The sequence below is a fragment of the Kitasatospora sp. NPDC057692 genome, assembly GCF_042799475.1.
Lineage (GTDB): Bacteria > Actinomycetota > Actinomycetes > Streptomycetales > Streptomycetaceae > Kitasatospora.
This window is the reverse complement of sequence record NZ_JBHVIV010000010.1, coordinates 102430-123544: the sequence shown is the minus strand read 5'-3', so window position 1 is coordinate 123544 and position 21115 is coordinate 102430. Positions and strand designations below refer to the sequence as shown.

Sequence of the window (21115 nt, the reverse complement as noted above, 5' to 3'; positions counted from 1 at the left end):
ACCTCCTCAGCGCAGCACGGACTCCAGGAAGTCGCTGCCGAGCCGGGCCACGACCGGGAGGTCGAGCTGGTGGAGGACGTAGCGGCCGCGGCGCTGGGTGGTGAGCAGGCCGGCCTTCCGCAGGACGGCGAGGTGGCGGGAGACCTCCGGGGCGGTGATGCCGTACGCGTCGGCCAGCTCGCTCGTCGAGTACACGCCGCGGGCGAGGTTGCGGCAGAGCCTCATCCGCATCGGGTGGGTCAGCGCTTCCAGGCGCAGCGTGACCGCTTCCACGGGCTCGGTGCCGCCGACCTCGTGGGTGGCGACCGGGTACTGGATGACGGGCTGCCAGCCGGACGCGTAGATGGCGAAGAGGTGCGGCCAGCCGAAGACGCTCGGCAGCAGGGTGACGGCGGTGCCGCGGGCCTCGGTGCGGCCGTGCACCAGTTTGTCGGCGACGATGCGACTGCCCTGCTCGTCCTCCTCCAGGCTCAGCGCCCGGGAGGCGGCCGTGAGCGCCGCCGCCAGGCCCTTGCGGCGCAGCAGCTCGGTCTTCTGCTGGGCGTCGGCGGCGAGCTGGACGCGGACGCGGCGCCAGGTGTCGGCGAAGAACGCCCGGTCGCAGTCCTCCAGGAGGCGTCGGATCCACGCGCGGGTGGCGGTGGGCTCGGCGAGCATCCGCTCGACGAACGCCGCCTGGCGCGGGCCGCGGGCAGCCGCCAGGTCGAGCGCGCGGCGCCGCGACCGGACGTCGACCAGCGGTGAGGGCAGGCCCTTGGCGTAGTGGCTGGTGCTGCACGAGATCTCCAGGGCCGCGCCGACGAAGGTCTCGTCGTCCAGGCGGTCGAGGTCGTCCAGTTCCTCGGCGAGGGTCTCCCGGGGCCGGGCCGGCATGAGGAAGTCGGAGCGCGTCGAGCGCCACATGAAGTCGGCCTCCAGCAGTCGGTCGGCCAGCTCCGGCCCGAGCGCGGCGGAGGTCGCCGTGGTCCACGCGTGCAGCCGGGCGTGGTGCGCGGGCTCGGCCAGCGCGTGCAGGGCGTTGCCGAGCTCCGCCAGCGGCGAGGGGCAGAAGGTGATCCGCTCGTGCGGCAGTCCGGTGATGTCGATGGTCACGCTCACTCCCCCATGGTGCCGGACCCGCCGGGGGCGCTGTCGCGCCAGTTGACCAGGGCTGTCAATCGACGGGACCTGCGGGCCGGGCCGTGTGCAGGGTGGGCGCATGAACGCTCTGCAGCAGCACCTCCTCGACGGCTACCGCGCCGCCCGCCGCGGCGAGCCGGCCCCGCCCGTGCCCGGCACCCACGACGCCGCGGCGCTGCGCGCGGCCCGCGACCACCGCCGTTTCGAGGCCGTCCTCGCCGGCCGCCCCGCCACCGGCCGCCTCCGGCCGGCCCTCCTCCGGGCCCTGCGCCGGGGGCGGCGGGCGGCGTTCGCGCCGTCAGCGGGCGGCCGCACCGCTCTCGACCCGGAGGTCCGGGCCGGGGAGGGGGAGCGCCTTCGGGGCCGGGGCGGCGAGCGCACCGGTGCCCGTCGGCGGGTCGCACAGGGTCTTGGCCACGAGTGAGCCGATCGCCGGGCCGCTCGCCGAGTCGTCCTTGCCGACGAAGGGGTTCTGCGACAGGGCGAACTGGCGCCGCCCGTCGCGGCTGCCGAGCAACAGGGTGCTCCAGCCGGGGAGCCCGCCGTCGTGGCCCCAGGCCGTCTCGCAGCCCTCGCCCAGGTCGATCCGGACCACGCCGAGCCCGTACTGCCCGCCCTCGGCGCCGGTCGACACGGTGGTCGTCAGCGCGGCCATCTCGGCCGGCCGCAGCAGCTTTCCGCCGAACAGCGCCGCGTGGAAGCGGTTGAGGTCGGTGGTGGTGGAGATGCCGTTGCCGGCCGCGTCCACGACGCTCGGGTTGAAGCGGGTGATGTCGGCCGGCCCGGCCGGCATGTCGAGGTACGCGTGGGCGTGCGGGCCGCCGAGGCCGGTCTCGGAGCCCGGGAACACCGTGTCCTCCAGGTGCAGCGGCCGGACGATCCGGCGGTCGACCTCGCGCTGCCAGGTGTGCCCGGTGACCTTCCCGATGATCATCCCGGCGAGGACGTAGTTGGTGTTCGAGTACTTCCAGCCCTGCCCGGGCGCGAAGTACGGCGGGTGCTCGGCGGAGACCGCGGCCAGCTGCTGCGGCCGGTAGTCCCGGTAGCGCCACCGCCCGTACGCGTACTCCTGGAGGTCGGCCTCGCTCCGGACCAGGAACCGCTCGTCCTCGGTGAAGTTGAACAGGCCGCTGGTGTGGTTCAGCAGCTGCCGCACGGTGATCGCCGCACCGTTCGGGACGACCCCCGGCAGGTACCGCTCGACCGGGTCGTCCAGCCGGATCCGGCCCTCCCCGACGAGTTGCAGGACGACCGCCGACACGAAGGTCTTGGTCACGCTGCCGATCCGGAACCGGCCGTCCGACCTGGCCGGCTGCCCGGTGGCCAGGTCGGCGGTGCCCGCGGCGCCCCGCCACGGGGAGCGGCCGGGGAGGCGGATCTCCGCGAGCGCGGCGGTCATGCCTCCGTGCTCCACGAGGTCCCGCAGCTCCTGGCGCCCGTCGACCCGGGAGCGTCGCTCCTCCGCGGACCGGCCCGCCGCTCCCGCCGCCACCGCCGCCGTCGGGGCGAGCGTGACGACGGTGGCACCGGCCAGGGCGACGGCCGCCAGCCGCATCCCCAGCCGGCCGCGCCGGTGTGGTGTCCGAACCTGAACGATGGTCATGGTGTCCGCCCCTTCCGGCCCGACACAGGGCCGCCGTTATCACCCTCGCATCCGCCCCGCCCCCTGCGCGTCGTCCTCCGGAGGTCATCGGCCATGGCCCGTGAGGACCGGCCGGAGCACCGATCGGCGGGGGTGATGATCCATCAGCTCATCGTCAGGGGGCTTGACTTGGCGGACCCGACGGAACCGTCCTGGCGGTCGGCCCCTTGACGGCGGCGGGCCGTATCCACCATGGTGTGGCCCACTCCCTCGCACCGCTGTCCCATCGGCACTCCCCCACCCGGAGACGGCATGCGTGCGCTCACCCCCTCCCGCTCCGCCCCCTTCCGATCCACCCGCTCCCGGGCCGCCCGTTCCCGACCTGCCCGCGGACGCCGACCCGGCGGTCTGCCCGTCGGCCTCACGGTCGCCGCGCTCAGCGCGGCCGCCGTCTCCACCGCCGGCCTGGCCGCGTCGGCGACGGCGGAACCGCTTCCCCGCGTCAACCTGATCGTCAACGGGAACTTCGACTCCTACCCGTGGATCTGGGCCTGCGACGGGCACGTCGGCACCAGCGGCATCCCGCACGTCCACTACATGACGGGCTTCCCCACCGCCGACAACACGGCGGGATGCTCCCAGCGGGTGCGGGTCCTGCCGAACTCCGCCTACACGCTCTCCGCCACGGTGCGCGGCCCGTTCGCCTTCGCCGGCGTCAGCGGCGCCAAGGGGGAGAACGCCTCCACCTGGTCGAGCGAGAGCGACTGGAACAACCTGTCGGTGAACGTCACCACCGGGCCGGACACCACCGAGCTCACCGTGTACTTCCACGGCTGGTACGAGCAGGCCGCCTTCGACGTGCGGTCGGTGTCCTTCATCGGGCCCGGGTACGAGCCGAGCCCGTGCGGCGAGACGAGCGCCCCGTCGCCGACGGCGAGCGGTCCCCAGTCCCCCACGCCGTCCCCCAGCTGCCAGCGCACGTACATCCCCTGACGGCCGGCCCCGCCCCCGCACCGTCCGGACACCCCCACATCGGAGAGATCGCCATGCGCTCGTCCCGCCCCCGTCCCCGCCACGCCCACCGCGGCAGCTCGCTCGGCGCCGCCCTCAGCGCCCTCGCCCTGGCCGGAACGGCCGCCCTCGCGGCCCACGGCTCCGCCACCGCCCAGCCCGCGCCCCTGGAATGGATCACGAACGGCGACTTCCGCTACCCGCTCGCCCTGGGCTGGTCCTGCCAGGGCGAGTTCGTCCAGACCGACCGGGTCATCGAGGGCCGTCCCAGCGGGCAGGACTACGCCGGCTGCACGCAGACGGTCACGGTCGTGCCCGACACCTCCTACACGTTCTCCGCCTCCATGTCGGGCGCCTACACCTTCGTCACCATCTCCGGCACCGGAACGGGCACCGGCGAGGTGACGCTCTGGGAGGACGGGCCGAGCTGGAAGTCCCTCGCCACGACCCTCACCATCGGCAAGTCCACCTCGGTGCGCATCACCTTCCACGGCTGGTACGGACAGGGCCCCTACCAGGTGAACCGCGTCTCGATGATCGGGCCGATGTACCCCAGCGGGTGCGAGTTCCCCACCCCCACCCCGGGGGTGCCCGCCCCGACCTCGACCAAGCCGTGCATGCCCCGGCCGACCACGCCCCCGACCGGCCCCGGAGTCCCCACGCCCACCCCCACCGGGGCCTGAGCCGCGGTCGGTGCCGGGGCGGCCCGCCCCGGCACCCGGCGCACGGGCGGTGCGGCAAGTGTCGGTGACGGGCCGTAGATTCGGCGGGACCGAGCAGCAGTCGAGCGATTCCCGGACAGGACACCGAGCCCGATGAACCCCGCGAACCCGATCCCCCCGAGCGACGCGCACGGCGTCGCGCTCACCGAGCGCGCCATCGCCGCCGTCGCGGCCGACCCGCACCGGCCGATCCTGGACTACGGCCCGTGGGCCGGGCCGTGGCTGACCGGCGAGCCCGAGCCGCTGCCGGAGGAGCGCCTGCCGGCCGGGGCGGTGTTCCCGAGCGGGCGTCCGCTGCCGCCGAGCCTGCGGCGCTGGCTGGCGTTCGACGCCGGGCTGCTGCGCCGGTTCGGCTGGCTCGACGGGGACGGCCGCTTCACGCCCCGAACGCTGGGGGAGCTGGCACGGGCGGAGTTCGGCGACGGCTGGGGGTCCTGCTTCAACACCGTGTCGGACCGCTTCGACGAGTGCTTCCTGCTCCCGGGCGGCACGGACTCGCGCCGGGTGCTGGCCACCGGGGCGGGCGACGGACACGGCGAGTACCCGGTGTTCGCCCCGGACATCGACGACCTCCCGTCCGTCGAGCTGATGTACCCGGGCCTGGACGTCTACCTCGCGGACACCTCCGGCGTCATCACCGTCGAACTCGACGGCTACTCCTGCCTGGCCCGCGACGCGGTGTACGCCCGGCGGATGCTCACGCACGCGCAGCAGGTGTTCGGCGGCGCCTTCTCCGAGGAGTGCCTGCCGGACTTCTGACAGCGGGAGCGGGCGGGTGTGGTGGGAAGCCGCGGTCGGCGGCGCACTACCGCCAGCGCACGGTGAGCGCCTGCTTCCCATCCAGGCGGACGTCCGTGACGAGCAAGCCGTCCGGGACGCGTCCGCGCCGAGGACGTCTGGGCCTTCCGCACCCCCGGCGCCGGGCCCGACGACTTCGGGATGATGCTCGCCGCCATGCGGGCGGGCGGCGGCTTCGCCCGGCAGTCACCGGCCAACCGGTTCCTGTTCGCGGTGCGCCGGAGGCTCGGCGCCCCGCTCGGCTGGGACCGGCCCGGGGCGGGCCTGGGCACCCGGGTGCGCTCGCTGCGCGAACGGCTGCCGCGCGAGCTGGCCGACACCGTCGGCGACGAGGCTCCGGGCGGCCTTCCGCTCACCCCGGTCTACCGCCTGGCGGACGAGGAGGTCCGCGAGCTGGCCAACCGGACCGTCCACACCCTCATGCACCTCGGCTGGGCGCCGACCGGCGACGGCGGGCACGAGCTGCGGATGGCCGTCCTGGTCAAGCCCAACGGCCTGCTCGGGCGGTGCTACCTGCTGCTCATCGCACCGTTCCGCCATCTGATCGTCTATCCGGCGCTGGCCCGCCAGTGGGAACAGGCCTGGCGGGACCGCGGGCAGCTGCTCGCCGGCGACACCGGGCCGGTCGGGTAGCGCGGGCGGGGCGGCGGGGCCTTCGTGACAGACTTGCGCGCCATGGACCGGAGCGGGACGGGCGAGAGCGGGACGGGCCACGGCGGGGCGGACGAGTCCGCGCGGGCCGTGCCGCTGCTGGTGGTGGACGGGGCCAACGTCGTGGGCTCGGTGCCCGACGGCTGGTGGCGCGACCGGCGGGGCGCGGCGCAGCGGCTGCGCGACGCGCTCGCGCCCCTCGCCGGCCGCGGGCTGGACGGAGCGGCGGGCGGGGACCGGCCCGACCTGCCCGGATGGGCGCGGAGCGGACCGCTGGAGGTCGTCCTCGTCGTCGAGGGTGCCGCCCGGGGTGTGACGGCGACGCCGGAGGTCCGGGTGGAGGCCGCGAGCGGCAGCGGCGACGATCTGATCGTCGACCTGGTCGCGGCGGCACTGGCGGCCCGGCCCGGGCGGGAGTGCCTGGTCGTCACGGCCGATCGCGGACTGCGCGCCCGGGTCTCCGCCCTGGGCGCCGCCGTGGCGGGCCCGCGCACCGTCCGCCCCGGCTGACCCCGGCGCCGGGGGTTCACGCCCCCGGCGGCAGCCGCCCGTGCAGCTCGGCCGGCGCGCCCGGCAGGAACACCCTTCCGGGGTCGGCCGCCCGCCGCCCGGCCACCGAGGTGGGCAGCATCGCCACCCCGACGATCAGCGCCGCGGCGGCGAAGGCGCCGAACCCCGCGATGCTCAGCGGCAGTTCCATCCAGGTGCTGAGCCAGGTCACCAGCCACAGCTTCAGCAGGTTGCCCGCGGTGGCGACCGCCAGACCGGCCGCCGAGCGCAGCCGCACCCCGCGCCCCGGCAGCGACAGCCGGCTGAACTTGGGGCCGAGCACGGCCCCCAGCGCGACCAGGGTGAGCAGCTGCCGCCAGCCCGGGCCGTTCGCCAGGGCCGCGCCGTCGAGCACGGCCACCACGACCGCGAGACCGGCCACCGCGAGCAGATGCCGCGCGACGCCGCGCAGCGCCGAGCCGTCCCCGTCGCGGTCGGCGAGGACGGACCAGAGGTGGTGCACCGTCACCCCGACCAGCATGACGACCACGGCGGCGACCACCGTCGCGCCCGCTCCCGCCCGCCCGGTGGACAGGCCGAGCCAGCCGGCCAGCCGGACGGCCAGCCAGAGCGCCGCCGGCTCCGCCGCGAGCAGCAGCGGCAGCAGCGGGACGAGCAGCAGCGCCCGGAGGCAGGGCACGTGCGAGCGGTCCGCCCGGAGGCGGCGGACGAGCGCGCCGCCGGCCGCGTGCACGGCCACCAGGAGCACCGCCGCGCCGAGGACGGCGGCGCACCGGTTCGCGGGCGGACCGCCCAGGTCGAAGCCCGCCACCACGGCGGCGGCCACGGCGAGGCCCACCGCGGTGGCGACCAGGTCGACCAGCAGGGCGGCCGGACCGGTCGCCGGCCGGGATCCGTTCGGCATCCGTCCCCCCGGAGTCGGGCGTGTTGGGCCATGGTTCCCCGGCCGCCCACCCGTGACCCGTCCGGCGGATCGTCATTTCGGCTGACGGGAGCTGTGCCGGAGCGCCGGTCCTGGCGTCGCGCCGGGGCGCACGACGGCGTGCCTTAGCACGAAACGGCGCGTGCTCGCGGCAAGTTCACCGGGAGTCCGCTCGCATTGGCGAACTGGGCGTGGGTGCCCGTGCACGGCGGGCGGCGCACGGTAAACCTGAGGCCGACACCGGCCCGGTCGCGAGTACCGGGAGTCCGGCGCCGGACCGCTCCCGCAGGGGCGCGCAGCGCCCGGCCACGGCGGGTTCCGGTGCCGTCCGCCCCGCCCCGACCGCACACGCCCAGACCCACCCCGCACCATCACGGGCCGACCGCCCGGCCCGTCCCGTCCCCCCACTCTTCGACCATTTTGAGGTTGCCGAATGCTTGGTGCTGGTTCGTCGCCCGGACGCCGGCGCTCCGCCCCCGTGCTCGTCTGGCTCCTGCCCACCCTCGCGACGGCCGCCGTCGCCGCCGTGACGGTGGCCGCGGCCTCCCCCGCCGCCCGGACCGGGGTCGCCCTGTGCGCGGTGGTGGGCACCCTGGCGGTGGTCCTGGTCGCCGCCGAGGCCGCCCGCCGGGGCCGGGCCGCCGAGGAGCTGCGCGCCCAGGCGGCCCGGCGCGAGGGCGAGTTGGTCCGCCGGCTGACCCGGCAGGAGACCGAGTACATCCGGCTGGCCAGGTCCGTCCTGCCCGCCGCGATCGCCAGGCTCTCCAGGGGCGAGGGCCTGGAGAGCGTCGCCGCCGCGTACACCCTGCAGGACGTCTCGGTCGGCGCCGAGTTCCGGGCGGCGCAGCAGACCCTGCTGCGCGCCGTGCTGGAGACGGTCGACACCTCGGAGACGGCGCGCGAGTCCGCGCAGCGGTCCTTCGTCAACATCGCCCGCCGGGTCCAGGCGATCGTCCACCGGCAGGCCGCCGAGCTGCGCAGCATGGAGCACGCGCACGGCAGCCAGCCCGCGGTCTTCGCCGACCTGCTGCTGCTCGACCACGGCAACGCCCTCATCGGCCGCCTCGCCGACAGCGTCGCGGTGCTCGGCGGCGCCCGGCCGGGCCGCCAGTGGAACAAGGCGGTGCCGCTGTACAGCGTGCTGCGCGGCGGCATGTCCCGGATCCTGGACTTCGAGCGGATCGAGCTGCACCCGGTCTCGGACGTCGCCGTCGTCGGACCGGCCGTCGAGCCGCTCATCCACGCGGTGGCCGAACTCCTGGACAACGCCACCCGCTACTCCCCGCCGCACACCCTGGTGCACCTGACCGCGGTCGAGGTGCAGAGCGGCATCGCGATCGAGATCGAGGACGGCGGCCTGAGCCTCAGCGAGGAGGGCCGGGCCCGGGCCGAGCGGATGCTGGCGGAGGCCCAGGCCGGCATCGAGCTCAACAACCTCGGCGAGACGCCGCGGCTCGGCCTCGCGGTCGTCGGCCGGCTCTGCCGGGCGTACGGCTTCCAGGTCTCGCTGCGGCCCTCGGCCTACGGCGGGGTGCGGGCGGTGCTGGTCTTCCCGCAGGAGCTGATCACCACGACCCCCGCGACCGGGCGCGCCCACGGCATCGGCGTCACCGGCTCGGCCGGGCCGGAGCCGGTGGACGACCGCCGGTCGCACACCTCGCCACCGCCGCGCCGCCCGCGCACGGGACCGCCGCCCGGACCGCTCGGCAGCGCCCGCGGGATGACGCTCGGCGGACCGCGGCGCGGCGGGTCCCCGACGGGTGGGGACGAGGTCCCGCTGGTGACCGAGCGCACCCCCAACGGCCTGCCCCGGCGCCGCCGGCACGCCGCTCCGGCCGTCCGGTTCGGCACTCCCGGTGGAGGCACGCCCCCCAACGGCACGCCCATCGGCGGCACGCAGGCCGGTGGCAGGCCGGCGCCCGGGACCGGTGCGGGTGCGGGTGCCGGTGCGCGCGGGAACCCGGCGGAGCCGGTGCAGCCCGGCCTCTGGCTGGCCGCCTTCACCGAGGGCATCAACGGCACCGGGCCGACCGACCACGGCACCGAGGACGCGACGGGGACACGGAGGGACGAGCGGTGACTCAGCCACGGACCAACCTGGACTGGCTGCTCAAGCAGCTGGCGGACGAGGTCCCGCTCGTCCGCAACGTCGTCGTGCTCTCCGCCGACGGACTGCGGATCGCCCAGCACGGCACCGAACCCGACACCGCCGACCGGCTCGCCGCCGCCTGCGCCGGGCTGCAGAGCCTCGCCGCCGCCGTCGGCCACGAGTTCCCGTTCGGGGACGGCCGGATGCGGCTGGTGGTGATCGAGATGGGCGGCGGGTTCTTCTACCTGATGGCGGCCGGCGCCCGCGCCTACCTCGCGGTGCTCGCCGACGAGGGCGTCGACGCCGGGCTGATGGGCCAGCGGATGCGCGACCTGGTCGCCCGGATCGGCGAGCACCTCACCACGCCGCCGCGAAGGAGCGAACCTGTCGTATGAGCACCACCGGCCGGGACTGGGGCGAGGAGCCCCCGGAACGCTTCTACGTGATCACGCGCGGCCACACCCAGCCGGACGACCGGGCCGCGCTGGACCTGGTCACACTGGTCGTGTCCCGTGCGGAGCCCGCCCCCTCGATGCCGCCGGAGCACGCGGCGATCCTGCACCTGTGCGGGTCGCCGCTCTCGGTGGCCGAGATCTCCGCCTACCTGCGGCTCCCCGTCAGCGCGGTCGCCCTGCTGGTGGCGGAGCTCCTGGCCGAGGAACGGGTCGAGGCGCGCGCCTCCGTCCCGGCCGCGCTTCTCCCCGACCGTGCCCTCCTGGAGGCGGTGATGCATGGACTTCAACGGCTCTGACACGGTGCTCGGGCCGGCGGACGAGGATCTGCTGCCGGACTCGGCCGCCGCGGCCGTCAAGGTGGTGATCGTCGGCGGCTTCGGCGTCGGCAAGACGACCCTGGTCGGCTCGGTGAGCGAGATCCGCCCGCTGACCACCGAGGAGACGATGACCCAGGCCGGGGCGGAGGTCGACGACCTGGCCGGGATCGAGCGGAAGTCCGAGACGACCGTCGCGATGGACTTCGGCCGGATCAGCATCAGCGACGAGCTGGTGCTCTACCTGTTCGGCACACCGGGCCAGGAACGGTTCTGGTTCCTGTGGAACGGCCTGTTCGAGGGGGCGCTGGGCGCGGTCGTCCTGGTCGACACCCGTCGACTGGAGATCAGCTTCGACGTGATCGGCCGGCTGGAGGACCGGGGCGTGCCGTTCGTCGTCGCCGCGAACCGCTTCCCCGACTCCCCCGACTGCCCGGACGAGGAGCTGCGGCTGGCCCTCGACCTGCCGCCCGAGGTCCCGATCGTGGCGTGCGACGCGCGGGTCCGCGAGTCCGGGCGGGACGTGCTGCTCGCGCTCATGCACTACCTCCACGACCTCGCGGGCCCGGCCCCGGCACCGTGAGACCCGCCCCCCACCACGCATCACCCCCCCACGCCCGCCGACCATCTCCGGAGACACCGTGACCTCCCCGTTCCGTGACGACGCCGCCCTCGCCCCGCCCGCCGGCTGCCCCGCCCACCGGGCCGGCGACCCCGGCCACCGGGACCAGGCCATCCTCGACGCGCTCGACGACCCCGGTCCCGACGAGCCCGCCCTCGACGAGCTGCCCGTCGCGGAGCTCCGGCGGCTCTACGGGCCCGCGGCCGAGGCGGACCCGGCGGGCCTGTACGAGCAACTGCGCACCGACTACGGCGAGGTCGCGCCCGTCCTGCTGCACGGCGACCTCCCGGCCTGGCTGGTCCTCGGCCACTCCGCGAACCTCACCGTGATGCGCACGCCCTCGCGCTTCTCCCGGGACTCCCGCCGCTGGACGGCGTTCCGGGAGGGCCGGGTGGCGACGGACTCCCCGCTGATGCCGGTCATCGCCTGGCAGCCGCTCTGCGTCTTCGCCGACGGCGCCGAGCACCGCCGGCTGCGCGGCGCCGTCACCGACGGCCTGAACGGCACCGACCGGCGCGGGGTGCGCCGCTTCGTCACCCGCTACACCGCCGAACTGGTCGAGGAGTTCGGCGCCACCGGCCGGGCCGACCTGGTGAGCCGGTTCGCCGAGCACCTGCCGATGCTGGTGATGACCCAGCTGGTCGGCATGCCCGAGGAGTACGGGCCGCGCCTGGTCCAGGCCGCGCGCGACCTCATGAAGGGCACCGAGACGGCCATCGCCAGCAACGAGCACGTGGTGGCCGCGCTACGCCGCACCGTCGAGCGCAAGCACGACGACCCCGGCGCCGACCTGTGCACCCGGCTGCTGCGGCACGGGGCCGGGCTCACCGACGAGGAGGTGCTGGAGCACCTGCGGGTGGTCCTGCTGGCGGCGAACGAGACCACCGTCAACCTGATCGCCGACACGCTGAAGATGATCCTCACCGACGACCGGTTCCGCGCCCACCTGTCGGGCGGTCACATGACCGTGCCGGACGCGCTGGACCAGGTGCTCTGGGACGCCCCGCCGATGTCGCTGGTGGCCGGGCGCTGGGCGACCGGCGACACCGTGCTCGGCGGCCGCCGGATCCGGGCCGGGGACATGCTGCTGCTGGGCCTCGCCGCCGGGAACGTCGACCCCGTGGTCCGGCCCGACGTCGCGAAGCCGCTGCACGGCAACCGCTCCCACCTGTCGTTCGGCAGCGGCCCGCACGAGTGCCCGGGCCAGGACATCGGCCGGGCCATCGCGGAGGCCGGGATCGACTGCCTGCTCACCCTGCTGCCGGACCTCCGCCTGGCCGTCCCGGAGTCGGAGCTGACCTGGACCTCGGCCTGGCTCTCGCGCCACCTGGTCGAGCTGCCGGTGGAGTTCACGCCGCGCGAGCAGCTGCCGGCGGCGGTGGTCGCGGCCACCACCCAGGCCGTCCCGCTCCCCGCGCCCCCGCCGGCCGAACCCGTGCCGGCCGTCGAACCGGAGGAGGAGCCGACGGTGCCCGCAGCGCGGCACGGCTGGTGGGACACGCTCACCGGATGGCTGCGGCGCTGACCGCCGGACCGGGCGGACGCGGATAGAGTCGGCCCGTCGCCACATCGGCGCGTCCACACATCGCCACGTCCGCACGTCGCCTTGTCGACCGCCGCCGCACCGACCACCGGAGAGTGCCCCGTGTCCCTGGTCCGCGTCCACAACTTCTCCGTCTCGCTCGACGGCTACGGCACCGGCGAGGGCCAGAGCCTGGAATCCCCGTTCGGCCACGCGGGCGACCGGCTGCACCGCTGGTTCTTCCCCACCCGGACCTTCCACACCATCCTCGGCAAGCCGGGCGGCGACACCGGCGTCGACGACGCCGTCGCCCGCACCTGGGCCGACGGCATCGGCGCCGAGATCATGGGCCGCAACAAGTTCGGCCCGCAGCGCGGCCCGTGGCAGGACCACGAGTGGAACGGCTGGTGGGGGCCGAACCCGCCGTTCCACACCCCCGTGTTCGTCATGACCCATCACCCCAGGCCCAGCGTCGAGATGGCGGGCGGCACCGCCTTCCACTTCGTCGACGGCTCCCCCGAGGAGGTCCTCGCCCGGGCCCGCGAGGCCGCCGGCGACCTGGACGTCCGCATCGGCGGCGGCCCGACCACCGTCCGCGCCTACCTCGCCGCCGACCTGGTCGACCACCTCCACGTGGCTGTGGTCCCGATCCTGCTCGGCCGCGGCGAACGCCTCTGGGACGGCCTCGAAGGCCTGCACGAACGCTTCCACACCGAGGCCGTCACCACCCCGAGCGGCGTCACCCACCTGACCTTCACCCGCCGGCCGTAGGGACCGTCCTCCACGCCGCTCCGCCACCCGGCCGGGTCACGCCCCCCGTGGCCCGGCCACCCCGCGGACCCGGCCGCCTCAACGGCAGAGGGCCTCGTCCACCGCCGCCACCACGCGGACCGCTACGGCTGCCACTCCTCCTGGGCGTAGCGGGTGCTGAAGCCGAGGACGGCGACGTAGCGGCCGCCGGCGGGCTTGAGCACCTCCATCGGCCGCAGGGGCTGCCAGGTCAGGTACTCGGCGCGGGCCCGGTCGTCGTTGCGGTGGTTGCGAGTTCCGTGCTCGGCGTACCAGGTGTCCTCACCCGTGGACACGTTCAGTGGTCTCGTCGTCTGGGAGACGTCCACGGAGAGGGCCGTCCGCGCCCCGGCCGACGGCTGCCGGTACCGCACGGACGGGGCGATCGGGCGGGCGGCCGCCTCCGCCAGCCGCTCGGGCGACGGGTCGCCGCCCGGACTGTGGGCGTAGTCGTCGGCGGCGATCAGGCTCTTCCACTGGTAGTCGTCGCTCTGCCAGCCCTCGGCGTCGAGGTAGCGGTCGAGGTCGGCGAGGCGGGTGCGGATGTCGGTGGTGTCCAGGGCGAGGTAGAGGGTGACCGTTCGCTCGCAGCCCGGCGGCGTCCAGTAGGCCCTGCCGAACGAGGCCCGCTCGACCTCCGTCCAGCAGACGTCGACCGTCGACATCCCCAACCGCTCGGCCCACGGCAGCAGTTCGGGCAGCCGGGCGATCCGCCCGCCGGTGTCCTGTTCGGCCGCCCGCCGGGCTTCGACGGTCGCCGGGGCCTTCGTCAGGGCCCGCAGGTCCGGCGGGTCGGGAGTGGAGAAGAGGCTGTGGAGGGACCACAGCATCCAGCCGGCCGGTGCGGCCGCCAGCACCAGGAGAGCGATCAGCACCCTCCGCACCCGGGTCCACTCCACGATGCCCTCCCCCGCCCCGCGTCCAGCCCGCTCGGCATTGTACGGACACCCGGCCGAACCGGCCGACGGGCCCTTAGGCTCGGGGAAGGGCCCGATGGCTCCGGCCGGGTGCCCGCCCGGCCGGACGGGCCGGAGCCGAGGAGCGGTGGCGGTGGCGATGCGGGAGTATCCGCTGGTGGGCGGGCCGGTGGAGGTGCGGGGTGCGCTGGAGCTGGAGCGGACGGCGGCGGGGGTGCTGCCGCGCCGGTTGCCGGCGTGGACCGTGGAGCAGTACCAGGACCCGTCGGTCTACGGGGGGACCGTGATGCCTTCGGGGGTGCGGCTGGTGTTCCGCACCGATGCGCGGGTGCTGGAGTTCGAGCTCCTCACCTCCACGGGGCAGTTGGACGGCGACCCCGCGCCCCGGCCGACCGGGATGCTGGACCTGACGGTGGACGGTGCTCTTGTCGCTCGCCGGCGGGCGCCGTTGGGCCATGTGGTGCGGATGGCGGGCCCCGGGGCCGCGCAGCGGCTGATACCGGGAGAGCCGGGAACGGCGCGGTTCGACGGTCTGCCGCCGGGCCTGAAGACCGTCGAGCTGTGGCTGCCGCAGCAGACCCCCACGGAGCTGGTGGCGCTGCGCGCCGACGGTGAGGTCCTGGCGCCGCTGCCCGACGGCCGGCCCCGCTGGGTGCACCACGGGAGCTCCATCAGCCACTGCCTGGAGGCCGACGGGCCCACCGGCACCTGGCCCGTGGTGGCGGCCTCGCTCGGGGGCGCGGAGGTGGTCAACCTCAGCCAGCCGGGCAACGACATGCTGGATCCCTATGTCGCCCGGACGATCCGCGACCTTCCCGCCGATCTGATCAGCTTCAAGACGGGCATCAACATCGTGGGCCGGGCCGTCTTCCGGCTGCGGACGTTCGGCCCGGCGGTGCACGGGTTCCTGGACACGATCCGGGACGGTCACCCGGACACCCCGCTGCTGGTGGTCTCCCCGGTGAGCTGCCCGGCGTTGGAGGCGTGCCCCGGCCCTGCCGGGGTGGGGCCGGACGGGCGGATCACGGCGCTGGGCGACCCTGCCGACGTGGCCCGTGGGGCGCTGTCCCTCCAGGTGGTCCGTGCCGAGCTGGCCAGGATCGTGGCGGTCCGGCAGGCCCACGATCCCCATCTGCACCACCTCGACGGACGCGAACTGCTCGGTCCGGCCGAGGTGGACGACCTCCCCGACGGGCTGCACCCCTCCGCGGCCGCGTACCGCCGGATGGGCGAGCGCTTCGCGGCCCGCGCCTTCGCCGCCGGGGGGCCGTTCCGCCCCCGCCCGCACCCGGGGGCGGCCGACTAGGTCCTCTCATAGCGCCGGAGGCCGCGCCCGCACAGGCGGGCGCGGCACGGTCACGTCCAGGGTCTAACCGGCGCTCGCTCCGTCCGCGAGGAGGAAGTCGAGCAGGATCTGTCGGCTCGTCTGGGAGGTGAGGCTGCCGTACACGTCGTCGAAGGCGTGATCGGCGAAGGGAAGTTCCTCGACCTGGACCTGGACGCCCTGCTTCCTGAGCGCGTCACCGAGGCCGGTGACGGTCTCGGGGCGGGCGCTGCGGTCGCGGTCGCCGACGACGAGCAGGGTGCGGGGCAGGCCGGCGCGGACGTCGGTGGTCGGGGAGACCTCGCGGTAGCGGTCCGGGACCTGCTCCGGCGTGCCGCCGGTGAACATCTCGGCCGCCTCGCGGGTTCCGCTCACGTCGTCCTTCCACATCTGCGTGACGTCGGTGCCGGGGTAGAAGCCGATCACGGCGGCCGGGGGCTCGGGCGTGGCGCCGTCGGCGGCCTTGATGGTGCCGTTGTGGAGGCGGTAGGCGGTGTTCATCGCCAGGGTGCCGCCCGCCGACATGCCGCCGAGCGAGACCCGCGAGCGGTCGACGCCGTACGCGTCGGCGTTCTTCCGCACCCAGCCCAGCGCGGAGACGAGGTCCTGGGGTGCCTTGTCCCAGGTGGGGCGGTCGGGGCCGGCCAGCCGGTAGTCGACGGCGAAGACGGCGACGCCGTGGTCGGCGAGCCAGCGGCCGGTGCCGCGCAGGTCGCTCTTGTCGAAGGTGTGGAAGCCGCCGGCGTGGGCGAGCACGACGGCCGGGGCCGTCCGGCCCGGGGCCTTCCCGGGCAGGTACGCGTCCACCCGCAGGTCCTCGCCCTCGGGGCTCGCGAAGGTCTCCGTCACGTCCGGCTCCGCCCCCGGGTAGCCGAGTTCGGTGAACACCTGGCCCAGCGAGATGTCGACGCCGGCCCGCTGGGCGGCCCGGAACTGCACCGCGCCGATGACCAGCGCACCCACCGTGCACAGCACCGTGACGACGGTGACCGCGCGTCCCCAGCGCACCAGGCCGGCCCGCCAGGCCAGTGCGGCGAGGGCGGCCGCGACGAGGGCGATCAGGGCTATGTGGAAGGGGTACTGCCCGCCCAGGACCGGCCCGATCACCCCCGCCTTGGGGATGGCCGGGACGTACGCGCCGAGGACGACGGCGAGCACCAGGAACGCGAGGAACGAGGCCAGGACGGCGCAGGTGCCCCGCAGGATCCGGACCGGCAGGCCGGTCGATGGGGCGGGGTTTCTCCGGATGGTCATGGCTGCACTCCTGCGATGGCGCGTGGGGCGGTTCCTACCGCCGACGGAAGCGAGCTGCGACGTCCTCGGACCCTCGGGCGGGCCGCAAGAACCAACTCACACCGGAACGGTAGGAACCCGGCACCCGCGTCGGCCTCACGCCGCGGAGCCATTCCCCGGCCTGGCTCTCAGGTAGGGGGCCGGCGAGGGGTGCCGGGGCCCGCGCCGCCGCGCCCGCGCGGGCTCACAGGTCGGTGCGGGCTCACAGGTCGGTGCAGGCTCACAGGTCGGTGCGGCCGGGAACGACCAGGCCCGTCTCGTAGGCGAAGACGGCCGCCTGGGTGCGGTCCCGCAGCTGGAGCTTCTGCAGGATGCTGCCCATGTGCGTCTTGACGGTCTGCTCGGCGACGACGAGTTCGCCGGCGATCTCCGCGTTGGACAGTCCCCGGGCGACCAGCGCCAGCACCTCGGTCTCGCGGTTGGTGAGGACGTCGATCCGCACCTGGGCGGACGGCTTCGCCGAGCCGCTCAGCCGGGCGAACTCCGCGATGAGCCGCTTGGTGAGCTCGGGGGACAGCAGGGCCTCCCCGGCGGCCACGACGCGGACGGCTTCCGCCAGTTCGACCCCGGAGGCGTCCTTGAGCAGGAATCCGGCGGCGCCGGCCCGCAGCGCCTCGTACACGTACTCGTCCAGGTCGAAGGTGGTCAGCACCAGGATCCTGGTGGGCAGGTCGGCCTGCCGGGTGATCAGGCGGGTGGCCTCGATGCCGTTCAGTCCGGGCATCCGGATGTCCATGACGATCACGTCGGGGCGCAGCTCCTCGGCCTTGGCCACCGCCTCCAGGCCGTCCACGGCGGTCGCCACCACCTCGATGCCGGGCTGGGCGCCGAGCAGGATCGAGAAGGCCTCGCGGATCATCGCCTGGTCGTCGGCGATCATCACTCGGATCGTCATGCGGTTCGTTCCTCGTCTGTCCGGACGGCCGGGGCGGCGGGCACCGGCAGCAGGGCGGTGACCTCGTAGCCGCCGTCGGGTGTGGTGCCCGCGGAGAGCTCTCCGCCGAGCATGGCCGCGCGTTCGCGCATGCCCAGCACGCCGTGTCCGGCTCCCGGTGAGGGCCTGGCGGCCTGTCCTGCGGGGCCGTTGAGGATCCGCAGCCCGAGAGCGGCGGGGCCGTAGGCGAGTTCGACGCGGGCCGTGGCGCCGGGGGCGTGGCGCAGGGTGTTGCTGAGCGCCTCCTGCACGATGCGGTAGGCCGACAGTTCCACACCCTCGGGCAGCGGGCGGCGGGTCCCGGAGGTCAGGGCCGTCACGTCGAGCCCGGCCGCCCGCACCCCGGCGAGCAGGTCGCCGAGCCGTTCCAGGGTGGGCTGCGGGGCCTCGGGACCGTTGGCGCCGGGGCGGTCCTCGGAGCGCAGCACGCCGAGGAGGCGGCGCAGCTCGGTCAGTCCCTCCAGGGCGCCCGCGCGGATGTCGGCCAGCGCCGCGACCAGTTCCTCGGGCGGGTCCGCGACCCGGTACGGGGCGGCATCGGCCTGGATGGAGATGACGGACATGTGGTGGGCGACCACGTCGTGCAGCTCGCGGGCGATGCGGGCGCGTTCCTCCAGCACGGTGCGGTGGGCCCGCTCCTGCGCGAGGGCGCGCTCCTGCTCGGCGAGCCGGGCGCGGGCCTCCCGCGCCCCGCGCGCCCCGGTCGCGGCGGCCACCGCCACGGCGAACGCGGCCAGGACCATCAGCGTGAAGTACCAGGGCCCGATCCCGTCGCCCGCCAGCTGCAGCCCCAGCAGCAGCGCGGTGCTCAGCAGCGCCGTCTCGGCCGTCACCCGCGGCGGGTTGCGCAGCGCGACCAGGAACAGCAGCCCGGCGTGCACGGCCCACGCCCATCCCGTGTACGGCCCGAAGGACTCGTTCAGCGAGAGCACCGGCAGCATCACCAGCGACAGCCACCAGGCCGGCAGCGGCCGGCTCAGGGCCGCCAGCAGCAGGGCCGCGTGGATCATCCCGACGGGCCTCATCGCGATGTCCTCGGTGCCGGACACGGCCGCGAACACCGCCACCGCGGCCACCGCGAGCTGCGGCAGCCACCTCAGCGGCCTCGGCCCGCCCATCGGCGGCACGGGTTGCGGGGCGAGCGTGAACAGGTCCTTCCGTACGGTGCCCAGCGCTCGGCGCGCCGTCCCCTTCTCAGCCCTCTCCATGTGATCAGTATGGTCCGGTCCGTTCACCGGCCGGCGGCGCCGGTCGGCCGCGCCGGGGCACTCGGCGGGCCGGACGCGCGTGGTGCTGTCTCTCCGAACGTTCATTTGGAGACCACGCTACGGAGCGGGGCGGCCGGCCCGCCTCACCCTGCGGAGCCGTCTTCCGCCTGGCTCTCAGGTATGACGGCTCGGCGGGGCGGACCAGCTCGGCGGGGCGGCACGCGGCCCCGCCGCTCCCCTACGCGGCGAGGAAGGGCGCCAGGACGTCGACGAGTTCCGCGGGGGCGTCGACGGCGATGAGGTGGCCGGCGGTGGGGAACTCGACCAGGGTGGCGCCGGGGACGGCCTCGGCGTAGCGGCGCCCGATGGCCCGGAAGTCGGGGACGTCGAGGCCGCCGGTCGCCACCAGGGTGGGGACGGTGATGGTGGCGAGGTCGCCGGTCGCGACGCCCTGGGAGTGCTCGCCGACGACGGCCTGGTTCGCCAGGGAGGTGCGCACGGGCCCGCGGAGCCGGTCGGCCGTTCCCGGCGCGACCTCGTCCCAGGTGCGGGCCGGGCCGCGGACCCACATGTCGAGGTTGACGCCGACGGCGGTGTCGAGGTCGCCGGCGGCCAGGGCCGCCGTTTCGGCCTCGTCGTAGGCGATCATCTCGGCGGACCAGTCGTAGCCCGGCCACGGCGCGGCGAGCAGGGCCAGCGCGTGCACCCGGTCCGGATGGGTGAGGGTGAAGTCCACGGCCACCCGGCCGCCCCAGGATGCGCCCACCAGCCGGACGCGCTCGTGGCCGAGGTGGTCCAGGAGGCGGAGCAGGTCGTCGGTCTCGCGGAAGGGACCGGTCGGGGGCGCGGACTCGCCGAAGCCGCGCAGGTCGTAGCGGATCACGGTGTGCCGCTGGCCGAGCGCGGGGACGACCTCGTCCCACATCCGGTGGTCGGCGATGCCCGCGTGCACGAGGACCACGGGCGGACCGTCGCCGGAGACGACGTAGGAGAGGTGGCCGAGGTCGTCGGCGAGGGTGATCATCCGCAGATGTTCGCAGGTCGCAGGCGCATGCGCCACCCCTTGACGATCATCGTCGGCGCACCCGGTGCGCCCCCGTCCGCCCGGTTGCGCCCCGGGCGGGAGCGGCCGGTGAGGTTTGCCGCCACCTCCGGGGTGCCATATCCGAGGCTCAGGCCCGATCCGGCGCTCGGCCGGGGCGGGCCGGCCCAGGGAGGGGACACCCGGATGACAGACACCCACCGGTCCGCGCTGCGGTACACCGCCGACATCACCGCGGAGGACATCGACGGCCTGGCCCGGTTCATCGCACGGCGGATCGTCCTGCTGCGGGAGGCGGCCGGGACGTCGGGGAGCGAGGAGGACCGGGTCGGGGAGGCGCTGTCCCAGACCGTCGCGGCCCTCACCGGCAGTGCGCGGGAGGTCCTGGGCGCGCTCGCCGAGCGGGCCGCGGAGGCCGGGGCGGCGAGCGCGGCGCAGCCCGGGGCACAGGCGGCGCCGGAGGAGGGCGAGGACGCCGGCCGCGTGGTGGAGGAGCTGATGGTACGGCTCAGCAGGCTGTGGCGGTACCTGCTGACGGCCGCCGGGGCCTGGAGCCACCTGCCGGACTACGACGTGGCGCGCTGGCGGCTGGACGGCCACCTCGACGCCGAGCACGAGGCCCGGGACCGCTGGCTGGCGACGGGCGGGGCCTGGTAGCGGCCGGGACCGGCCCCCGCCCGGGCGGGCGGGGGCCGGCCGGGCGGGACGTCAGTCCCAGGGGTTGGCCGCCTGGTCGTTGATGTTCACCCAGAAACGGACGTTCTTCGGCAGGTTGCCGTTGGCCCAGAACGTCCAGCCGCCGGTCTCCGAGTAGTCCTCGCCGTAGTGTCCGTCGTGGAACTCGGCCTGCCGCCAGTTGCGGCCGAACTGCTGGCGGCAGATGGCGTTGGCCGCCTCCGGGCTGGTCAGCTCCGTCCCCTTCACGGGGCGGCTGATCTGCACCTCGCCCAGGGCCCAGCCGTTGTAGTAGCCGATGAGGATCCCGGGCGGGGCGGGCCGGAAGTCCTGGTTGAGGCAGAGCACCGGGAGCGAGTAGTAGGCGGGGGTGTCGCCGTTGTAGGCGTCACTGGCGCTGCCGCCGGGGCCGCCGACCTGGATGGCGTAGCCCGCGCCGTAGTTGAGGAGTTCCCAGGTCATGCCGGGGTGGTTGGCGGTGGTGGTGGCCTGCGCGCTCGGAGCGGCGGCCAGCGGGGCGAGGGCGGCCACCGCGGTGGCGGCCGCGACGGCGGCGAAGCGCTTGACGCGGATCATGGGGGCTTCCTCCAGGCGACTGAGGGGCGGGGTGATCACG

21 protein-coding genes and 1 pseudogene are annotated in these 21115 nt (G+C 75.2%); 13 read left to right on the top strand and 9 right to left on the bottom strand.

What is annotated here, in order from left to right; genetic code table 11:
• Window positions 1-6: 6 nt before the first annotated feature.
• Together ACFVFS_RS09005 and ACFVFS_RS09000 are read right to left on the bottom strand one after the other, a co-directional pair.
• Window positions 7-1092, bottom strand: coding sequence for a DUF5937 family protein (locus ACFVFS_RS09005; protein WP_380621800.1), 1086 nt, complete (start codon window positions 1090-1092; stop codon window positions 7-9).
• Between the two features lie 325 nt (window positions 1093-1417).
• Window positions 1418-2722 carry a serine hydrolase domain-containing protein gene (locus ACFVFS_RS09000; RefSeq protein WP_380621733.1) on the bottom strand — a complete coding sequence of 435 codons (1305 nt, stop codon included), beginning with the start codon at window positions 2720-2722 and terminating at the stop codon, window positions 1418-1420.
• A 291-nt stretch (window positions 2723-3013) separates the two neighbouring features.
• On the opposite strand from ACFVFS_RS09000, the gene ACFVFS_RS08995 reads away from it, so the two are divergent.
• The 5 genes and pseudogenes from ACFVFS_RS08995 (at window position 3014) to ACFVFS_RS08975 (ending at window position 6393) form a co-directional block, all read left to right on the top strand.
• A complete protein-coding gene (locus ACFVFS_RS08995) occupies window positions 3014-3694 on the top strand; it encodes a hypothetical protein (protein WP_380621732.1) in 681 nt (226 codons plus the stop codon).
• A 53-nt stretch (window positions 3695-3747) separates the two neighbouring features.
• Window positions 3748-4395 (top strand): hypothetical protein, encoded by a 648-nt coding sequence (locus tag ACFVFS_RS08990; RefSeq protein ID WP_380621731.1) that lies wholly within the window; start codon window positions 3748-3750, stop codon window positions 4393-4395.
• Window positions 4396-4527: 132 nt separating this feature from the next.
• Entirely contained in the window at window positions 4528-5193 is a 666-nt protein-coding gene (locus ACFVFS_RS08985; protein WP_380621730.1) for a hypothetical protein, read from the top strand.
• Between the two features lie 177 nt (window positions 5194-5370).
• Window positions 5371-5865 (top strand): annotated as a pseudogene (locus ACFVFS_RS08980) (DUF2867 domain-containing protein); the annotation flags it as partial.
• Between the two features lie 42 nt (window positions 5866-5907).
• Window positions 5908-6393, top strand: coding sequence for an NTP pyrophosphohydrolase (locus ACFVFS_RS08975; RefSeq protein WP_380621729.1), 486 nt, complete (start codon window positions 5908-5910; stop codon window positions 6391-6393).
• A gap of 16 nt (window positions 6394-6409) precedes the next feature.
• Here the strand turns inward: ACFVFS_RS08975 and ACFVFS_RS08970 are convergent, their stop codons facing one another.
• Window positions 6410-7297, bottom strand: coding sequence for a hypothetical protein (locus ACFVFS_RS08970; RefSeq protein ID WP_380621727.1), 888 nt, complete (start codon window positions 7295-7297; stop codon window positions 6410-6412).
• A 451-nt stretch (window positions 7298-7748) separates the two neighbouring features.
• Here ACFVFS_RS08970 and ACFVFS_RS08965 point away from each other — a divergent pair, with 451 nt between their 5' ends.
• The 6 genes from ACFVFS_RS08965 to ACFVFS_RS08940 all read left to right on the top strand — a co-directional run bounded on the left by ACFVFS_RS08965 (window position 7749) and on the right by ACFVFS_RS08940 (window position 13088).
• Window positions 7749-9395, top strand: coding sequence for an ATP-binding protein (locus ACFVFS_RS08965; protein WP_380621725.1), 1647 nt, complete (start codon window positions 7749-7751; stop codon window positions 9393-9395).
• Window positions 9392-9799, top strand: a complete 408-nt coding sequence (locus ACFVFS_RS08960; protein ID WP_380621724.1) for a roadblock/LC7 domain-containing protein — start codon at window positions 9392-9394, stop codon at window positions 9797-9799. The genes ACFVFS_RS08965 and ACFVFS_RS08960 overlap by 4 nt, the downstream gene beginning before the upstream one ends.
• Window positions 9796-10155: a DUF742 domain-containing protein gene (locus ACFVFS_RS08955; protein ID WP_380621722.1), complete on the top strand. Its 360-nt coding sequence runs from the start codon at window positions 9796-9798 to the stop codon at window positions 10153-10155. Before ACFVFS_RS08960 ends, ACFVFS_RS08955 begins: the two co-directional genes overlap by 4 nt.
• On the top strand, window positions 10136-10756 hold the full coding sequence (locus ACFVFS_RS08950; protein ID WP_380621720.1) for an ATP/GTP-binding protein: 621 nt from the start codon (window positions 10136-10138) through the stop codon (window positions 10754-10756). Before ACFVFS_RS08955 ends, ACFVFS_RS08950 begins: the two co-directional genes overlap by 20 nt.
• 58 nt (window positions 10757-10814) lie before the next feature.
• Window positions 10815-12320: a cytochrome P450 gene (locus ACFVFS_RS08945; RefSeq protein ID WP_380621718.1), complete on the top strand. Its 1506-nt coding sequence runs from the start codon at window positions 10815-10817 to the stop codon at window positions 12318-12320.
• 120 nt (window positions 12321-12440) lie between these two features.
• On the top strand, window positions 12441-13088 hold the full coding sequence (locus ACFVFS_RS08940; protein ID WP_380621716.1) for a dihydrofolate reductase family protein: 648 nt from the start codon (window positions 12441-12443) through the stop codon (window positions 13086-13088).
• 122 nt (window positions 13089-13210) lie between these two features.
• Here ACFVFS_RS08940 and ACFVFS_RS08935 read toward each other — a convergent pair whose 3' ends face one another.
• Complete coding sequence (locus ACFVFS_RS08935; RefSeq protein WP_380621714.1) at window positions 13211-14005, bottom strand: hypothetical protein; 795 nt, start codon at window positions 14003-14005, stop codon at window positions 13211-13213.
• Window positions 14006-14162: 157 nt separating this feature from the next.
• Here ACFVFS_RS08935 and ACFVFS_RS08930 point away from each other — a divergent pair, with 157 nt between their 5' ends.
• Window positions 14163-15329, top strand: a complete 1167-nt coding sequence (locus tag ACFVFS_RS08930) for a GDSL-type esterase/lipase family protein (RefSeq protein WP_380621798.1) — start codon at window positions 14163-14165, stop codon at window positions 15327-15329.
• Between the two features lie 63 nt (window positions 15330-15392).
• Here ACFVFS_RS08930 and ACFVFS_RS08925 read toward each other — a convergent pair whose 3' ends face one another.
• From ACFVFS_RS08925 to ACFVFS_RS08910, 4 genes are all read right to left on the bottom strand, one after another.
• Window positions 15393-16601 (bottom strand): alpha/beta hydrolase, encoded by a 1209-nt coding sequence (locus ACFVFS_RS08925; protein WP_380621712.1) that lies wholly within the window; start codon window positions 16599-16601, stop codon window positions 15393-15395.
• A gap of 259 nt (window positions 16602-16860) precedes the next feature.
• A complete protein-coding gene (locus ACFVFS_RS08920) occupies window positions 16861-17535 on the bottom strand; it encodes a response regulator (protein WP_380621710.1) in 675 nt (224 codons plus the stop codon).
• Window positions 17532-18782, bottom strand: coding sequence for a sensor histidine kinase (locus tag ACFVFS_RS08915; protein WP_380621708.1), 1251 nt, complete (start codon window positions 18780-18782; stop codon window positions 17532-17534). The genes ACFVFS_RS08920 and ACFVFS_RS08915 overlap by 4 nt, the downstream gene beginning before the upstream one ends.
• 238 nt (window positions 18783-19020) lie before the next feature.
• Window positions 19021-19806 carry an alpha/beta fold hydrolase gene (locus ACFVFS_RS08910; protein WP_380621706.1) on the bottom strand — a complete coding sequence of 262 codons (786 nt, stop codon included), beginning with the start codon at window positions 19804-19806 and terminating at the stop codon, window positions 19021-19023.
• Between the two features lie 204 nt (window positions 19807-20010).
• Here ACFVFS_RS08910 and ACFVFS_RS08905 point away from each other — a divergent pair, with 204 nt between their 5' ends.
• Complete coding sequence (locus tag ACFVFS_RS08905; protein ID WP_380621704.1) at window positions 20011-20481, top strand: hypothetical protein; 471 nt, start codon at window positions 20011-20013, stop codon at window positions 20479-20481.
• 51 nt (window positions 20482-20532) lie between these two features.
• On the opposite strand, the gene ACFVFS_RS08900 is transcribed toward ACFVFS_RS08905, so the two are convergent.
• On the bottom strand, window positions 20533-21075 hold the full coding sequence (locus ACFVFS_RS08900) for a hypothetical protein (protein ID WP_380621702.1): 543 nt from the start codon (window positions 21073-21075) through the stop codon (window positions 20533-20535).
• Window positions 21076-21115: the final 40 nt, after the last annotated feature.

Excerpts from the sequence above, each read along its gene's own strand:
- ACFVFS_RS09000 (WP_380621733.1), bottom strand. The coding sequence starts at position 2,722 with ATGACCATCGTTCAGGTTCGGACACCACACCGGCGCGGCCGGCTGGGG.
- ACFVFS_RS08995 (WP_380621732.1), top strand. The coding sequence starts at position 3,014 with ATGCGTGCGCTCACCCCCTCCCGCTCCGCCCCCTTCCGATCCACCCGC.
- ACFVFS_RS08990 (WP_380621731.1), top strand. The coding sequence starts at position 3,748 with ATGCGCTCGTCCCGCCCCCGTCCCCGCCACGCCCACCGCGGCAGCTCG.
- ACFVFS_RS08985 (WP_380621730.1), top strand. The coding sequence starts at position 4,528 with ATGAACCCCGCGAACCCGATCCCCCCGAGCGACGCGCACGGCGTCGCG.
- ACFVFS_RS08975 (WP_380621729.1), top strand. The coding sequence starts at position 5,908 with ATGGACCGGAGCGGGACGGGCGAGAGCGGGACGGGCCACGGCGGGGCG.
- ACFVFS_RS08970 (WP_380621727.1), bottom strand. The coding sequence starts at position 7,297 with ATGCCGAACGGATCCCGGCCGGCGACCGGTCCGGCCGCCCTGCTGGTC.
- ACFVFS_RS08965 (WP_380621725.1), top strand. The coding sequence starts at position 7,749 with ATGCTTGGTGCTGGTTCGTCGCCCGGACGCCGGCGCTCCGCCCCCGTG.
- ACFVFS_RS08955 (WP_380621722.1), top strand. The coding sequence starts at position 9,796 with ATGAGCACCACCGGCCGGGACTGGGGCGAGGAGCCCCCGGAACGCTTC.
- ACFVFS_RS08950 (WP_380621720.1), top strand. The coding sequence starts at position 10,136 with ATGGACTTCAACGGCTCTGACACGGTGCTCGGGCCGGCGGACGAGGAT.
- ACFVFS_RS08930 (WP_380621798.1), top strand. The coding sequence starts at position 14,163 with ATGCGGGAGTATCCGCTGGTGGGCGGGCCGGTGGAGGTGCGGGGTGCG.
- ACFVFS_RS08925 (WP_380621712.1), bottom strand. The coding sequence starts at position 16,601 with ATGACCATCCGGAGAAACCCCGCCCCATCGACCGGCCTGCCGGTCCGG.
- ACFVFS_RS08920 (WP_380621710.1), bottom strand. The coding sequence starts at position 17,535 with ATGACGATCCGAGTGATGATCGCCGACGACCAGGCGATGATCCGCGAG.
- ACFVFS_RS08915 (WP_380621708.1), bottom strand. The coding sequence starts at position 18,782 with ATGGAGAGGGCTGAGAAGGGGACGGCGCGCCGAGCGCTGGGCACCGTA.
- ACFVFS_RS08910 (WP_380621706.1), bottom strand. The coding sequence starts at position 19,806 with ATGATCACCCTCGCCGACGACCTCGGCCACCTCTCCTACGTCGTCTCC.
- ACFVFS_RS08905 (WP_380621704.1), top strand. The coding sequence starts at position 20,011 with ATGACAGACACCCACCGGTCCGCGCTGCGGTACACCGCCGACATCACC.
- ACFVFS_RS08900 (WP_380621702.1), bottom strand. The coding sequence starts at position 21,075 with ATGATCCGCGTCAAGCGCTTCGCCGCCGTCGCGGCCGCCACCGCGGTG.